Raw genomic sequence first — 15,084 nt, 5'->3', positions numbered from 1 at the left:
GTGTATTATGAGGGTTTCTTTCGTCTAAAGTTCATTCAGTTTTTTCCGGATCTGATCGAGTAATTCCTTCTGCAATTCGATCTTTTTCAGAGTATCCTCCTGCTCCCGGACGTTTTTCACGATGTCTTCTTCGGCCTTTTTGATTGCGTCTTTTGCCCGCTCGATATCGCGGTGATAACGCTCGTTGGCATTCTTCAACTTTCGCATATCCGTTTCCATGCGATCCAGTTCCTTTTCTTCCTTATCGAGTTCTTCCTGTACCGAAGCTTTGGCGACTTCCAGTGCGTAGCGCATCATCAGCTTTTCCGCATCGGTATAGCGATCCGGGTATTCTCTGGAGGTAAGGAATTCGCCATCCAGATCGACCCAGAGATTAACTTTTACACCATCTCCCGATTTATCGAAAGTAGTGTACATATCAATGGTTTTGCCACGGCCGAGGGCAACAATATCGGCATCGGTAATGATCCATTCTTTGGTCTTGCGGTTCCATTTGGCTTTACTGTCATAAAAGTCGTCCATGTACTGTTGCCAGACTTTTTCCGCATCTTTTACGGAGATACGGGGTAAGGAGAGCGTCAATGCATTGTTGCTACCCTCACTCATGGGGACGGCTTTCTCGTAAAGTTGGGCGGAAAGGAATTGAGTGGTAACAAAAATCAGCAAAAAGCTCAGCATATAAATTCTCATGGTATATCAATTTTTGGTTGATAGGCATTCTTTTGACGGTCAATTTTGGGAGTGGTCACACCCCTGGCCGGTTTGCGGGCTTTGGAGTCGTCCTTTTACGGCCCGGTAAATTGTCTCCGATCCCCTCTTTCGCGATCCTTCATTACTATACGATCGCACTTATTCCGGTGACGGAACGATCACCGTCAGGGCCGCCGGCACCAGAGAAAAAGCGGCCGGACTATACCCCAGGAATTCTCCGTCCGCTTCGAGCGGGATCCCCTTTTCGCCGGGCAGACTGCCGACCTCGACGGTCCGTGCCTGCAGGAGTTCAATTTTTGGATGCCGTCCGATACTGCCGTTATAAAACCTCCAAGTATTGAGGATAACGCCCATTTTAGATACCGGCCCGGCGTAGGTAAGGGCCAGTTGACCATCCCGGGGATCGGCCTGAGGAACGAGTTGCATGCCGCCACCCGAAAACCGGCAGATCCCAATATTAATAGTATAAAAACGGTTCTCAATTCGTTTATCGTCTGCCAGAATGATCCCTCCGGTGAGTCGATACAAAAAAAGGCACCGAAGGATAAGCAGCAGATAAAAGAAGCGGTTTCGGATCCAGGCCTTCCACTTTTCACCGTAATGCACAACAAAGCCGTCGTAGGCCATCCCCGCTACATTGACAAAATACCTTTGAGATTGTTCATTCTCAAGCCGGTAACGCACCAACCCTACTTCCTGAACGGTCAAAAAGCCTTCCTCCAGCATATCCAGCCAGGCATCGAGTTGGCGGGGTATCCGATGGGTACGGATCCAGTCATTCCCGGTTCCCACCGGTAGCAATGTATAAAAAATATCACGACTGGGGATCAGATCCTGCTGGAGGATTCCATTGGTCACTTCGTGATTGGTACCATCTCCTCCTACCGCAATGATGTGCCGAAAGCCGGACTGGACAGCTTTCCGGGCCAGTTCAATACCGTGCCCGGAATAGCGGGTATGACTCACTTCGTAAAGCTGTAGCCGTTCGGCGATCCGGGCTTCCAAGCCGGGCCAGATCCGACCGACTTTTCCGTTGGCCGCCGCCGGGTTGACAATAAACATCCAGTGAGCATTTTCAAATCGAGCCATTCGCTAAGGGTGGATAGTTTCAGCCTTCATCGAAGGCTTGGTGCGATCAATAGATAATTATGTTTTGTTTAACCGAAAGTAATTATTTTCGCTCGTGATCGCCCACTCAAAACCTAATTATTAATTTATGGATGTACTCCAATTGCAGGACGTGGTCAAACAGTACCATCGTCACAAAGCGGTTGATGAAGTTAGTTTTTCCGTACCCCAGGGTTCCATCTTTGGATTGTTGGGACCGAACGGAGCCGGAAAGACCTCTCTGATCCGGATCATAACCACCATCACCCGGGCTGATACCGGCCACGTATTTTTTGAGGGAGAACCGCTTAACACGGCCCACCCGATGCAGATCGGTTACATGCCGGAAGAACGGGGTCTTTATAAAAAGATGAAGGTGGGAGAGCATTTGATCTACCTGGCCCGGCTAAAAGGACTGGACAAAGCGACCGCCCGCCAAAAGATCAATGCCTGGCTGGAAAAATTCGAGATCACCGATTGGTGGAACAAAAAAGTGGATGAGCTTTCCAAGGGGATGCAACAAAAGATTCAGTTCATTTCCACGGTAGTGCACGAACCCCGCCTGCTGATCCTCGATGAGCCTTTTTCCGGACTGGACCCCATCAACACCAATCTGATCAAAGAAGAGATCTTCAAATTACACCAGTCCGGAACTACCATTATATTTTCTACCCACCGCATGGAACAGGTCGAAGAGATCTGTGAATACATCGTATTGATCAACAAAGGTCAAAACGTCCTGGAAGGAAAGGTGGCCGATATCAAGGAAAACTTTAAAGAGAACCTGTACGAGCTGGAACCGCTGGACACGCTGCCAACCAGTCTGGAGGAAATCGCCACCGTTGTAAACGAGCGCAACGGCATTTATAAGGTAAAACTGACTGAAGGCGTCGACTCCACCAATCTGCTTCGGTATTTACTGGATCATGGGGTACGTCTGCGGGCTTTTCGGGAAGTTCTTCCCAGTTTGAACGAGATATTCATCCGTCAGGTCAATCAACTCTAACCACCTAATTCTTCCAAGCCTAAAAAAACAACTATGGATAAACTCTGGCTAATCATAAAACGGGAGTATTTAACCCGGGTAAAAAGACGGTCTTTCATATTGGCTACCTTGCTCACTCCCCTGGCTATGGGGCTTTTTATAGTAGTGATCACCGTGATCTTTTCTTACGAGAGTGACGATACAAAGAGGATCGCTATCGTCGACGAAGGAAAGATCCTGGCCGGAAACATCGCTTCCGATGGAAATATTTTCTTTCGGAAAATGGATACGGATCTCGAGACGCTCAAACAAAATCTGCCCCAGGAAGACTACAATGGGATCCTGTACCTGCCTCCGGTAGCAGATGTGCTGGATAACAATTACGAGATCTATTTCTATTCGGATGAAAAACTGACGCTCGATCTGGAACCCGTTATCCTGCGCGGCGTCAGTCGCGCGTTGCGGGAGTACAAGATCAATGCCCTTTCGCTGGACAAGCGGCAACTGGAAGCGCTGGACACCGATATAGAACTCGAACCCAGGCCGATCACGGCGGCCGCCGAAAACAATACCGGCAAACTGGCGAGTAAGATCGCCGCCGCAATGGGTTTTGTAATGGGCTTTGTGATGTACCTGACCGTTTTCATTTACGGTATGATGGTGATGCGCAGTGTGATGGAAGAAAAGACCAACCGGATCGTTGAAGTCATGATCTCATCGGTAAAACCATTTCAGCTGATGATGGGAAAGATCATTGGCGTGGGAGCAGTCGGGCTTACCCAACTGGCCATCTGGCTGATCCTGTTCCCCGTTATCTTAGTGATCAGTAGCTTGTTTTTCGGGGTAGATCCGTCCCAGATGGAAGCCCCGGCCGGAGCCGGACAAATTGATCCGGAAGAAACCCAGGCGATGGTCACTCAGATCATGGCGGAGATCTCCAATCTCAACTGGTGGGTGATCATTCCGTTGTTCGTTGCCTATTTCCTGGGTGGGTACTTTATTTATGCGTCCCTCTTTGCCGCGGTTGGTTCCGCTATGGGTGATGATCTGGGCGAAGGACAATCCCTTACGATCCCCATTACGATCCCGGTACTTCTGGCGTTTTACATCATGATCGCTACGGTAGAAGCTCCCAATAGCAGTTTGGCGGTTTGGTCTTCCATTTTCCCGCTCTTTTCGCCGATTGTTATGGCCGCCAGGATACCCTATGATCCTCCGGCCTGGCAATTACTGGTATCCATCCTTTTATTGATCGGTACCGCGATCGGACTAGTCTGGTTGTCCGGCCGGATCTATCGGATAGGTATTCTGATGTATGGAAAGAAAACGAGCCTGAAGGAGTTGGTGCGCTGGCTCTTTGTGAAAATGTAAAAAGAGAATGGATTGCAATTATATATTGAAATTGCCGGAGAGCCTCCGAATTTTTCGGAAAGCAACTCCGGCGATCGGATTGATTTTGCTTTCTCACTGCATGTTTGCCCTTGTAAATATAGTACAATTTTTTAATAAAGTGCCGATTCCCCTATTTTAACGATGTCTACGTTTTTTCTCCTGCCGGTTAATTGCTGGAAAATTATCGTTCATTCAAGCGGGAATTCGCTCAGAGACAGTCGCATAAGGTTCGCTCCGATCCGCTGCCGGATCAACTCAATCCGCTTTGATCGAACCGTGCCGGGCCGGCAGTGAATGAGGTAGTTTTCGAAGGGGGGCTTATTAGGATTGCAAAGCCAAGCTGTGGACAACTAAAAAGGGATACCGGCCGAAACCGATATCCCTTTTTAGGTCCTCAACGTAGAGACTTTATACGAACGGATCGCTTGTTCTAGTATCCGTTTGATTTTCCTGATTCAGATGGAGGAGCCATTTCGTAATCGCCAGGACCGGCAGCGCGGAATTCAACGCGGCGGTTCATGTAGCTACTATTCTGAGGAACTAAACCGTTTTCCTTACCTTTCCAGATGATCACAAAACGACCGCGGCTGATGCCGTGATTGGTTTCCATATGGTCAACAACGGCTTTAGCTCTTTCGTAGGAAAGCATGTCGTTGTAAGACTCACCACCAGTTTGGTCAGTATGGCCTTCCACTACCAGACGCAGGCTCGGATTGCCCTTCATCATCCGGGCGATACCCGCCAGCGTTCCGTAATCAGAGTATTTCACGGAGTGGCTGTTGGTACCGAAGTGGATCATCGGCAGGAACCATTCGGCTACAGTTGAACCTCCTTCGGAAAGGTTATACTTGGATAACTCTTCGTCGATGATCTCCCGAACGCGATCTTCGGTCACGCCTCCACTGCCATTTGCACCATTAGGACCAGCGATCGGATTGATAACAACACCGTCATCATCCACTTCTTCACCGGCGCGGGGTGGATAGTAAGGTTCTTTGTCGCGGTAGTTGGGTACACCGTCTTTATCACTGTCCAGGGTACGTCCCTTGGTATCTACCTCCGCATTGGGCGGTGTATTTTCTTCCTGATCCAGCAGGTCGATCACACCATCTTTATCACTATCCTGGAATGCTTCATCCTGGCGTTTTTTGATCTCATCTATTTCCTGGAATACCACATCGCCGGGGCTTACCCAGTATAAAGGCTCGGATTTTTTGGAAGGATTACCGAGGTTGAAATTGATCTTGAGGTTAGCGTAGTTGGCGATATCACGGAAGGGTGAACGGATACCTTTCTCCAATTCGGAGCCATCCAGCAAATCCGCCCGACGACCGAATAGGATCATGCCCTGGTATTCGGCACCGATATTGAGTCTTTTGCTGAGGCGTACGGCAAAGCCGGCACCGGGGGTCATGTGGGGCGCAAGGTCCATCTCTATTGTCCCTCTATCTGTACTACCTTGCATACCATCTCCCTCATTAATGTAATTAGTTTCAAATCGGTTAAAGCCCGCACCGATCAAAATATAGTAGTTGAATTTGCGAGCTTTTCGGTCAATACTGAAATTATTCATACTCAGTATACCAAAAACGGTACCGCTGGTCCACTTACTATCGTAAAGTCTGTTCGTTCCATTGTCACCTTTGGTCATACCATACAAAACATCGGCTCTTAGAGAAAATGCATGGTCTAGTGCCTTCCGAAAATGAATACCGGCTGCCCAGCCTCCTTCAGATGGAACATCACCAGAATAAAATAGGTAACCGCCATTGGCACCAACCTCCCACATATTACGTGGTTTGGGTCCGTTGTTTTTTCGTTGTGCGTTTGCGTTAAAAAGCAGACCGAGGATCAGGACTGCCGCAAGGGTAATTCTCCTTGTCATAGGGGTGGATTTTAAATCAGTTCATGGAATGTGGTTAAAAAATACAAAAGGCTTGACGGACCAGGCCACCAAACCTCTCAATTTATCTTTTGCAGACAAGTAAGCTCTGTTAGTTTTCTCATTCGGCAATTTCCCTGTTGGTATGTGGTCAGGTAGCTGCCACTTACAAATCGTCATGGGACATAATCCTCCGCAAAGGTAAATGTTATTTGCGTCATATCCCAGAAAATTCATAATTAATTAGTTCTTACGCATAAGCATTGCGCCGGTTTCATTTTGAACGAACTTTTTTGAAATATTTTAACAAAATATCGTTCTTTGACCAGGCAGTACTTATACCCTTAGCTTAAAAATTTATCATCTACATGTACGAAAATTGGTTACACCCCATCGATCTTTCTCATTTTGAAGACCTCGACCTCAAGGCAGAAGATTTTGGGCAAAGCATCCAATTTTTTCGTCCGGACCAGGCTGACCTGCAATCTGTACAACTTGCGCTGGTCGGGCTGGACCAGGAAACGGCAGATGCCGTACGTCGCCAATTGTACCAGCTCAGTTTCCCTTTCGAGAATCTGCAATTAATGGATTTCGGAAATGCCCGCCGCAAACAGGTTGGCTTTTTGGTTCCGGTGATCCGGGAACTCATGGACAGCCGCATTGTTCCGATCCTTATCGGCAGTCATGCCACCATGATCCAGGCCCAATACCGGGCGTTTAAAAGCATTAAGGAATCCATCAGTCAGGTGATTGTCGATGAAAAGGTACCTTTCGCAGCGGAGGGCTCCGCTACCGAGCGGCATTACTTTCACGAAATCGTGCACCAAAAAAGGTCCAGACTCTTTCACCTGGGGTTGATCGGGTGCCAGTCACATTTCATAAACAATAGTACCTATAACTGGGTTCACCAGCAACAGTACGATATGATGCGGCTGGGCAAGGCCAAAGCCGACCTGTCGGAATTGGAACCCCTGATCCGGGATGCCGACCTACTCAGCTTTCATATCTCCGCTTTAAAACAGGCCGAAGCACCGGGGCAGGAGGATGGATCACCCAGCGGCTTTTTCACGGAGGAAGCCTGCCAGATCAGTCGGTATGCAGGCATGAGTGATAAACTTCGGGCCTTCGGTATTTATGGATTTAAACCGGAGAAGGATCGGGATGAGCAGACCGCCCGCAGTTTAGCCCAAATGATCTGGTACTTTGCGGAAGGATTTTACAGTCGTAAAAACGATTTCCCCGTCAGTACGGATGGACTGGTGGAATATATCGTTGATTTCAAGGGACTGGACTACCAACTCACCTTTTGGAAAAGTAATAAAAGCGGCCGATGGTGGATGCAGATCCCGGTCAAGACCAATAAAAAATTACAAAGACACCGGCTGATCCCCTGCTCCTATAACGATTACAAAAAGGCCAGCCAGGACGAACTGCCCGAAAGGCTCCTCAGGGCGCTACAGCGGTTTGACTAAAGGTTGAAGATTTCCCCGGATCCGGGCAATATCGGCAGGTGTCGTCCGGCAACAGCCACCAATGATGCGGGCGCCCGAATGGTACCAATCTGAAAGGTGATCCGCAATCCCCTGCTTATTTTCCGGATCCTCCCAGCAGTGAGCGCCGGCATTCCAAACCTCGCCACTGTTGGGGTACACCATTAGCGGCCGGCTACCCTCCCCCTTGATCGTTTCCAGCAAAGGACCGATAAACTCCGGAGCCGTACAATTGATCCCTACGGCCGCGATCTGCGATACGCCCGATGCTAGAGCGAGCGCTTCCATGAACGTTTCGCCATGGGACACTGCTCTCCCATTTTTGCAACTAAAACTCAATCCGTATGGCCGATCGGGAAAATTCCCCATCAGATCGATAATGGCTTCGGCTTCCAAAAGGGAAGGAATCGTTTCAAAAAGCAGCAGGTCGACCTCCTCCAGAGCAGCGAGCGTTTCTACCTGGGGCCGGTGCCAGTCTTCCAACTCCGAACGGGAAAGGCCGTAGTTGCCATGGTATTCGGAGCCATCGGCCAGGTAGGCCCCGTAAGGTCCCAGGGATGCGGCAATAAGGGGAAAGTTCCGACTCGCAATATTATGTCGCTCCTCCATCCAAAACTGTGCTCTCGCGGCAGCAGCCAGCCGGACGCTTTCGACAAAAAGATTTTCTGCCGCTTCGCGATCGATGCCCCGCCGGGCAAAGCCCCGGTAGGTCGCCTGGTAAGTAGCGGTACTCAGCACATCCGCTCCCGCAGTCAAATAATTGAGGTGCACCTCGCGGATCAATTCCGGATCTTCCACCAGGACTTTGGCCGACCAGAGCGGATCATTGAGATCCGCTCCCATCGCTTCCAGTTCTGTAGCCATTGCCCCATCCAGCACCACAAAACCCTGCTGTTCCAGAAATGGCTGAAAAGGATTTTTCAAAATATAAAGGTTAAACGAGATCTTCCGGTGGCAATTCGCGCTTGAGATAGTAGAGATAAGCCGTCAGCCCGTTGTTCTGCACATGTGGGCTTACCTGGATCAGTTCCCAACCTTCCAGGCCCAAGCCGATCAGGATATCTTCGTTAGCATCTACATCAATTTCGCTTTGCCATTTACCTTTGCGCGTTGCCTCAACGATCTTGTACTCGTATTTTTTCAAATTCATGGTCGGTGTAAAACTTGTCTGAACTCAAAGGTAAAAATAAGTTCTTCAACCGGTACCGACATTTCAAAATTCCGGATCTGATCATTCCGTGGAAAAAGTACTTTACCGCGCACCTGCTGCCCTTTTTCCAGGGTGGTTTTCCGCAAGGTCTGATCGGACCAGAACCAGGGATCCACGGCAATAGGTCCGGGAGGCGGTGCTCCGCCGGCACCAGCGCCAAGCACGAGCGTAGGCGCTACATTGACCACATCAACACCATCGTTGTTGAAATTGTTTTCATTATTGTTGTTGTCATTAGAACTGGTAGCAACGGCCGCCGCTACGGCCGCCACGGCTACTACCCCGGCCACTACTGCCGCATTTTTGGCATTGGCTTCCCGACGGGAGGCATCCATTTCCATACCCAGCATTTGTTCCTCGGGATCAATTGCGGGAATGTACATACTGGTAGCGGAATTGACATCGAGCTGGATGCCGGCGGGATCCACCAGGATGCGCTCCTCGCGCCAGTTGGTAACTTCTACATCAAACACCAGGAAATCATCGTCGCTGTAAGCGAAGGCCGCATTGGCGGTGATACCGTTCTTTTCCGCTTCGAGGATGGCCTGGCCGTAATTCCATCTTTGCGGTTCTTCAATCGGTTCTACCCGGACTACCGGGCGGGGAGAAAAGCAGGCACTCAGAGAGAGCAGCGCCAAGCCAGAGAGCATCAAAAGAGTAGATTTGGTTTTCATAACTTGTAGTTGAATTCACGAATATTGGCCACTACAAATTAGAAGAAAAAGCGCTCCGTTGCCAATTTTGTCCACGTTAAAGAAGGGTTAAATCGACGAAACGCAATTATGAAAATGTTAATATTTTAAATTGATGATTGTTAAATAGAAAGCGCCTGCGAAGGCTGGTTCGATTCCCTGACTCTCGCCGGGGAAAAGGAAGAAATACTGGTGCATAAAATAAGAACCATCAGAATGAACCGGTAGGAACACTAGACGATCCGAAGCGAGAGTTGTCTTTACAAAATTTAGTCCCCAGCAGTCTTTTCCCGCTTAAAAAATACAAATCCGTTCTTCGCTCCGATCTCCGTCAATTCCGGTCTGGCCCGCAGCCGATCCGCTTTGTGGATCTTAGTTACGATATAGACATCCTTATCGATATCTCCCGAAAAAAGTATTTCCCGCTCCTCCTCTCCTTTCCGCGAATACTCCCGGGTCTTTCCGTAAAAGTATTGGGCGTAGGATTTATAGCCGTCGGTGATCAGATAAGCATCCTCCCCTACCTTGCTTTCAAAGAATTCGATCGCGGCTCGCTGGGAATAACTTTCGATGCGGTTAATAAAAAAGATCAGCGTCAGCATGACGAATATTGCCGTTCCACCAAATAAGGTCGGTATGGCCCGTCGGAACTGTTCCTGTCGCCACCAGCGCAAAGTCAGGAAAATAACCGCAAACAACAGCAGTCCGGGAATGATCTCAAAACCGGTCCAGGTGACATCCGCCTCCAGGTTTGCGGCCGCAAAGGGATCTTTACTGAACAGCGGTTCGATCAACTCGATATTCATTCCCAAAAAAGGCAGCGCCACCGTTACCAGTATGAAGAGTCCGCCGATGCTCCAGAGCGCTATCCGCATCCAGCGCAGCAGCTGGATCTCCCCCCGCACCATTTTATCAATGACTACCGTGGCCAGGAAGGTAAGCGGATAATAACATAGCGAAGAGTAATGGACGATCTTGGACTGAACGATGCTGAACAGAATAAGCACCACCCAAAACAGTATTTTCATCCAGACCTGAAAGTCTTTCCGGAAAGCCTGCTCCTCGCCCGGCAGCTTAAAAAAGGAGCGGATCGTAAAAACAGAAGCCGGGAAACATCCCACCAGCAATACAACAACGTGGTAGAAGGGGAATCCCCGGTGCCCGGCATCCGGCGTACTGAACAGCCGATACTGATACTCCAGAAACGCCCCGATAAACCAGGGCCCGTTATTCCAGGTCTCAATGCCGTACCAGGCCAGTGTGATCACCACCGCTGCCAGCGTAAAGACCAGGAACTGCGGCATATTGATATAAAAGCGAAAGCGCTCATAGATAACCCAGTAAACGAAAAACGCCAGACAGGCAATGATATAAGCCACCTGGCCTTTCGTCAGCATCGCCAGACCGATGAACAGGCCACCGGCGATGAGATACGTCCAGTGACTGGCCGGAAGTTCAATGCCGGTATAACCATTTCTTTTCCAGTGGGACAGCACGAAATAATAGACTCCCAGAAAAATGAAAAGATTGAACCAGGGATCAATGATCCCGGATTTGAAATACAGAAAAGGCAGGATCGTTCCGAAATAGACGCCCGCCCAGATCAAACCAAAACGTGTATCGTAAAGTCTGCGGCCGATATTGAACAGAACCACCAGGGTAATAATCCCGCAAACCGCATTCGGCAAACGGGCCGCAAATTCATTCACCCCGAATACCTGCATTGCGGCCGCCTGCAGCCAGAAGAATAGCGGTGGTTTTTCCCAGAAAGGCTGAAAATCGATATATACCCGGGTGTACTCACCGGTGATCAGCATTTCCCGGCTGATCTCGGCAAAATTGATCTCATCCCAATCAAACAGGTGCACCCCTCCCAGAAAGGAAATGTAAAAAACCGCTCCCAGCAGGGCCAGCAGAACCGAATACCTTACCGCTTCCTTATCCCAAAGCATATTTCGCTCGTCATTAGATTAAATCAGGAGGCAAAGATAAAAGCATTCCCAGGATTGTTTATCCCCGCCTTCCATTTCTTCCTCCTACCCTTCCATCAACCTTTTGTACATTTAGGGGTTAGTAATGATGGCCGCCTGACTGCGGCTCATTTTAAATGATGTCCATGCTGAAAGTTGAAAACCTAAGTAAAACCTTTACGGGAAATGACGGGCGGGAGCTCACCGTATTACACGAAGTGAGCTTTGAGATCGGAGCCGGGGAAACCTTTGCTATTGTCGGTCCCAGCGGAAGCGGAAAAACGACCCTGCTCGGCCTGTGCGCCGGTTTGGATCAGGCCTCCAGCGGTGCCGTTTATTTGAATGGTATCCAATTGGATCCGCTGAGCGAAGACGAACGGGCCGCCGTACGCAACGAACACGTCGGTTTCATCTTTCAGAATTTTCAGCTTTTGCCCACTCTCACTGCGCTGGAGAACGTAATGATACCGCTGGAACTGCAGGGCGATCCCGATGCGCTCAGCCAGGCGACGGAACTGCTCCGGCGTGTAGAGCTGAACGATCGGCTGGATCACTATCCTTCCCAGCTCTCCGGCGGGGAACAGCAGCGGGTAGCCATGGCCCGCGCTTTTGCCAACCGCCCCAAGATCTTATTTGCCGACGAACCTACCGGCAACCTGGACGAGGATACGGGCCAGTTAGTAGAGGATCTGCTTTTTCAGCTGAATGAGGAAGCGAACACCACCCTGGTGCTGGTTACCCACGATCTCGATCTGGCGGCCAAGACCCAACGCATGCTGCGGCTCAAAGGCGGCAAAGTGGTCATCTAACCCATCAGGCCCAAAACCTTCCACCAAATTTCTCCGTATATATAGGACCGGATAACTAGCATTCCGGCAGGTATTCTTTATCCCCGAAAGGACTCGATATCTACCGAAGCGGAACTATTCCTTGCTGCCTCCAGCGTAGCATTACTACCCGAATAAATTTAGTTATTGTCGGGTAAAACCAACAGCATAAGTTGGCAGGAGGTAAAACGAATGCTTAATTTAGTAGTCGTTCCGGCTTATTAGTTTTAATACCGGCCATAAAATATAGGCATGAAATTATTTACGTCCTTATTTGTCGTATTCTTTATCGCGCTTTCCTCCCTTTTTAGCCGGGATGCTCCGGGCCCCATTCCGGGAGTAATTATCCTCCAGCTGGATACGAAGAGCTCTCCTCAGGACTTAGTATCCAACAGCAAAAGTCTGCCCGGACAAGCTCTGGAACTGGCCTACAGCCGAACGCTTTCCGCCCCAAACAACATTCACCTTTTTAGTTGCGATCCCGAACTCGATCTGTTTGAAGTGATCGGCAGGCTGACCGTGCTGGAATCGGTAAAAGCCGTACAGGCCGACTACGAACTCAGTCCGCGCAACACTCCCGACGATCCGTATTTCACCGACCAGTGGACCCTCAATCGCATCGGTATTGCAAAAGCCTGGGATATTACGACCGGCGGGGTTACCGCTCGTGGGGATACCATTGTAGTGGCCATTACTGATGCCGGCTTCAATCCCCGGCATGGAGATATTTTGCCCAATTTATGGTTCAATAAAGGTGAAATCCCCGACGATGGGATTGATAACGATGCCAATGGATATATCGACGACGACCGGGGCTGGAATTTCAATCTGAATAATAACGTCCACCCGGCCGATAACCACGGCCATCGGGTAGCCGGCATCATCGGGGCCAGAGGCAACAACGGTTTCGGCACCTCCGGCATCAACTGGGAAGTCAAAATGATGCTGTTGACCAGTACGCGGATCAGCGGGCTGATCGAAGCCTATGATTATATGATCGAACAGCGGCGGCGCTACAACGAATCGGACGGTGCGGAAGGGGCCTTTGTGGTCGCCACCAATTTATCCCTGGGTCTGGCGCGTACTTTTTGTGTGGACCAGCCCGTATGGGGCAGCATGTACGATCGCCTGGGCGAAGTAGGCATTCTGGCCGGAGTAGCGGCTGCGAACGAAAATTTCGATGTGGAAGAATTCGGAGATATGCCGCCCACCTGTACCAGCGATTATATCCTTGCCGTGACCAATACGACACGGCGCGACGAAAAGTACGAAGCTTCGGCCTACGGAAACACCTCCGTTGACCTGGGAGCTCCCGGAGAAGGCACCGTCACCATTGACCTCTACGACGAACGCAGCCTGTTTGGCGGTAATTCTGCCGCCGCACCCCACGTGACCGGCTCTATCGCTTTATTATACAGCCTGCCCTGCGAATACCTGGCCGAAGATGCCCTGCGCCAACCGGCGGAAACGGCACTGGCCATTCGCGAAGCTTTACTGAACGGTGTCGATCCGCTCAACAGCCTTCAGGATAAAACAGTTACCGGTGGCCGGCTAAACCTCTTTCAATCACTGCAACTGCTCAGCCAGGGTTGTTCCGCCAGTATCGGTGATCTCGATCTGATCACGCTTTATCCTAACCCAACCCAGGGAGAGGTTACGATCGAGATGCAGACTCCCGATTTTGAGACTTACGAATTGATCGTTACCAATGCACTCGGCCAGGTCGTATACCGTGAAAATTTCTCTCCTCTGCAATTAGACCCTAAAAGAAAAAGCATCAAACTCACCCAGCTTGGCGCCGGTATGTACGTAGTCAGCGTCAGTAACGGCCGGGAGATCTCCAGTAAAAAATTACTCGTTCATTAGGCTTTCGCTCCGGGTAGGGCGTGCTTCTGGTTAGGAAAATCCGCAAAAAATCGGTATTTTATACAACAATTGTCTTTTCTCCACCCTAACCAATCGAGCTATGAAAAATTATCAGCAAAAACCCGTTGAGCGTACGGATGACCGTACCACCGTCAAAGCTCCTTCCGTTTCTGATTACATGGTCCGTGACCTGATCACCTTCCAGCCGGATACCGCTATCATGGAGGTTATCAAAACGCTACTCGGAAAGAACATTGCCGGTGCGCCGGTGCTGAATTCGCGCAAAGAATTGGTGGGACTGATCGATGATAAAGACTGCCTTCGGGTGTTGTTTGACAGTTCTTACCACAATCAGCCCGTCAACAAAAATACCGTATCCGACTATATGACTAATGTGATGCGGACCATCTCCGCACATGCCGATATATTCGAAGTTGCGGATATTTTTCTCAGCACCAAATACAAAAGGTTACTGGTGGTGGATGATCAGCAGCGGCTGATCGGCCAGATCAGCCGGCAGGATATTTTGCGGGCCATCCACGATATTCATACCCTGGCACGTTAGATCCGCTTTCCTTTTGGTTTTGTTTCACCTCCCTGATTTGCCGGTAGACTTACTGCTATCTGCAAGAGAATCATACTATTGTCTCAACTGTACTGACCGAACCTAATCACCCTATCCAGGATTTTTTCTCTTTTTTTCACAAAACCTTTTTTGAAATAAAATAAAGTCTTATCTTTGCATCCGCATTTGAGGAATGGCTCATTAAAAAGTCACTCGTTAAAAATCTCTTTTTAGCGGGTTTCAGTGCTAAAAACGTTAGCGCTGTCCTTTTTTGAATAACGGCTCCGTAGCTCAACTGGATAGAGCATCCCGATACGATCGGGAAGGTTTAAGGTTCGAGTCCAAACGGAGTCTAAGTGCTACAACGGTCGCACTGCCCTTTTTGAA

The 15,084-nt window shown here is 49.6% G+C and carries 13 protein-coding genes and 1 tRNA gene; 7 read left to right on the top strand and 7 right to left on the bottom strand.

The window, feature by feature from the left end; translation table 11 throughout:
* Positions 1-24 precede the first annotated feature (24 nt).
* Complete coding sequence (locus tag CRP01_RS26980) at positions 25-690, bottom strand: hypothetical protein (protein WP_143473546.1); 666 nt, start codon at positions 688-690, stop codon at positions 25-27.
* 159 nt (positions 691-849) lie between these two features.
* Positions 850-1,800 (bottom strand): diacylglycerol/lipid kinase family protein, encoded by a 951-nt coding sequence (locus CRP01_RS26975; RefSeq protein ID WP_099153170.1) that lies wholly within the window; start codon positions 1,798-1,800, stop codon positions 850-852.
* 127 nt (positions 1,801-1,927) lie between these two features.
* On the opposite strand from CRP01_RS26975, the gene CRP01_RS26970 reads away from it, so the two are divergent.
* Both CRP01_RS26970 and CRP01_RS26965 read left to right on the top strand, forming a co-directional pair.
* The gene (locus CRP01_RS26970; protein ID WP_099153169.1) at positions 1,928-2,824 is read left to right on the top strand and encodes an ABC transporter ATP-binding protein; all 897 of its coding nucleotides are present in this window, start codon (positions 1,928-1,930) and stop codon (positions 2,822-2,824) included.
* A 33-nt stretch (positions 2,825-2,857) separates the two neighbouring features.
* Positions 2,858-4,174 (top strand): ABC transporter permease, encoded by a 1,317-nt coding sequence (locus CRP01_RS26965; RefSeq protein WP_099153168.1) that lies wholly within the window; start codon positions 2,858-2,860, stop codon positions 4,172-4,174.
* Between the two features lie 451 nt (positions 4,175-4,625).
* Here the strand turns inward: CRP01_RS26965 and CRP01_RS26960 are convergent, their stop codons facing one another.
* Positions 4,626-6,080, bottom strand: a complete 1,455-nt coding sequence (locus CRP01_RS26960) for an OmpA family protein (protein WP_099153167.1) — start codon at positions 6,078-6,080, stop codon at positions 4,626-4,628.
* Positions 6,081-6,445: 365 nt separating this feature from the next.
* Here CRP01_RS26960 and CRP01_RS26955 point away from each other — a divergent pair, with 365 nt between their 5' ends.
* The gene (locus tag CRP01_RS26955; protein ID WP_099153166.1) at positions 6,446-7,549 is read left to right on the top strand and encodes an arginase family protein; all 1,104 of its coding nucleotides are present in this window, start codon (positions 6,446-6,448) and stop codon (positions 7,547-7,549) included.
* On the opposite strand, the gene mmuM is transcribed toward CRP01_RS26955, so the two are convergent.
* The 4 genes from mmuM to CRP01_RS26935 form a co-directional block, all read right to left on the bottom strand.
* On the bottom strand, positions 7,532-8,491 hold the full coding sequence (mmuM, locus tag CRP01_RS26950; protein WP_099153165.1) for a homocysteine S-methyltransferase: 960 nt from the start codon (positions 8,489-8,491) through the stop codon (positions 7,532-7,534). The two genes, CRP01_RS26955 and mmuM, sit on opposite strands and share 18 nt — an antisense overlap.
* Before the next feature lie 10 nt (positions 8,492-8,501).
* A complete protein-coding gene (locus CRP01_RS26945; RefSeq protein WP_099153164.1) occupies positions 8,502-8,717 on the bottom strand; it encodes a DUF4177 domain-containing protein in 216 nt (71 codons plus the stop codon).
* Positions 8,714-9,427 carry a hypothetical protein gene (locus CRP01_RS26940; RefSeq protein WP_099153163.1) on the bottom strand — a complete coding sequence of 238 codons (714 nt, stop codon included), beginning with the start codon at positions 9,425-9,427 and terminating at the stop codon, positions 8,714-8,716. The genes CRP01_RS26945 and CRP01_RS26940 overlap by 4 nt, the downstream gene beginning before the upstream one ends.
* A gap of 311 nt (positions 9,428-9,738) precedes the next feature.
* Complete coding sequence (locus tag CRP01_RS26935) at positions 9,739-11,421, bottom strand: ArnT family glycosyltransferase (RefSeq protein ID WP_099153162.1); 1,683 nt, start codon at positions 11,419-11,421, stop codon at positions 9,739-9,741.
* Between the two features lie 158 nt (positions 11,422-11,579).
* Here CRP01_RS26935 and CRP01_RS26930 point away from each other — a divergent pair, with 158 nt between their 5' ends.
* The 4 genes from CRP01_RS26930 (at position 11,580) to CRP01_RS26915 (ending at position 15,051) form a co-directional block, all read left to right on the top strand.
* The gene (locus tag CRP01_RS26930; protein ID WP_099153161.1) at positions 11,580-12,248 is read left to right on the top strand and encodes an ABC transporter ATP-binding protein; all 669 of its coding nucleotides are present in this window, start codon (positions 11,580-11,582) and stop codon (positions 12,246-12,248) included.
* 270 nt (positions 12,249-12,518) lie between these two features.
* Positions 12,519-14,132: a S8/S53 family peptidase gene (locus CRP01_RS26925; RefSeq protein ID WP_099153160.1), complete on the top strand. Its 1,614-nt coding sequence runs from the start codon at positions 12,519-12,521 to the stop codon at positions 14,130-14,132.
* Between the two features lie 100 nt (positions 14,133-14,232).
* Entirely contained in the window at positions 14,233-14,697 is a 465-nt protein-coding gene (locus CRP01_RS26920; RefSeq protein WP_099153159.1) for a CBS domain-containing protein, read from the top strand.
* A 280-nt stretch (positions 14,698-14,977) separates the two neighbouring features.
* Positions 14,978-15,051: transfer RNA gene (locus CRP01_RS26915), tRNA-Arg, on the top strand.
* The last annotated feature ends 33 nt before the right edge of the window (positions 15,052-15,084 follow it).

The sequence above is a fragment of the Flavilitoribacter nigricans DSM 23189 = NBRC 102662 genome (assembly GCF_002646595.1).
GTDB lineage: Bacteria > Bacteroidota > Bacteroidia > Chitinophagales > Saprospiraceae > Flavilitoribacter > Flavilitoribacter nigricans.
Note: the sequence above shows the minus strand (reverse complement) of the source record. Positions and strands in the feature narration are given on the sequence as shown.

Excerpts from the sequence above, each read along its gene's own strand:
- CRP01_RS26965 (WP_099153168.1), top strand. The coding sequence starts at position 2,858 with ATGGATAAACTCTGGCTAATCATAAAACGGGAGTATTTAACCCGGGTA.
- CRP01_RS26960 (WP_099153167.1), bottom strand. The coding sequence starts at position 6,080 with ATGACAAGGAGAATTACCCTTGCGGCAGTCCTGATCCTCGGTCTGCTT.
- CRP01_RS26955 (WP_099153166.1), top strand. The coding sequence starts at position 6,446 with ATGTACGAAAATTGGTTACACCCCATCGATCTTTCTCATTTTGAAGAC.
- CRP01_RS26945 (WP_099153164.1), bottom strand. The coding sequence starts at position 8,717 with ATGAATTTGAAAAAATACGAGTACAAGATCGTTGAGGCAACGCGCAAA.
- CRP01_RS26980 (WP_143473546.1), bottom strand. The coding sequence starts at position 690 with ATGAGAATTTATATGCTGAGCTTTTTGCTGATTTTTGTTACCACTCAA.
- CRP01_RS26930 (WP_099153161.1), top strand. The coding sequence starts at position 11,580 with ATGTCCATGCTGAAAGTTGAAAACCTAAGTAAAACCTTTACGGGAAAT.
- CRP01_RS26940 (WP_099153163.1), bottom strand. The coding sequence starts at position 9,427 with ATGCTCTCTGGCTTGGCGCTGCTCTCTCTGAGTGCCTGCTTTTCTCCC.
- CRP01_RS26925 (WP_099153160.1), top strand. The coding sequence starts at position 12,519 with ATGAAATTATTTACGTCCTTATTTGTCGTATTCTTTATCGCGCTTTCC.
- CRP01_RS26935 (WP_099153162.1), bottom strand. The coding sequence starts at position 11,421 with ATGCTTTGGGATAAGGAAGCGGTAAGGTATTCGGTTCTGCTGGCCCTG.
- CRP01_RS26975 (WP_099153170.1), bottom strand. The coding sequence starts at position 1,800 with ATGGCTCGATTTGAAAATGCTCACTGGATGTTTATTGTCAACCCGGCG.
- CRP01_RS26970 (WP_099153169.1), top strand. The coding sequence starts at position 1,928 with ATGGATGTACTCCAATTGCAGGACGTGGTCAAACAGTACCATCGTCAC.
- CRP01_RS26920 (WP_099153159.1), top strand. The coding sequence starts at position 14,233 with ATGAAAAATTATCAGCAAAAACCCGTTGAGCGTACGGATGACCGTACC.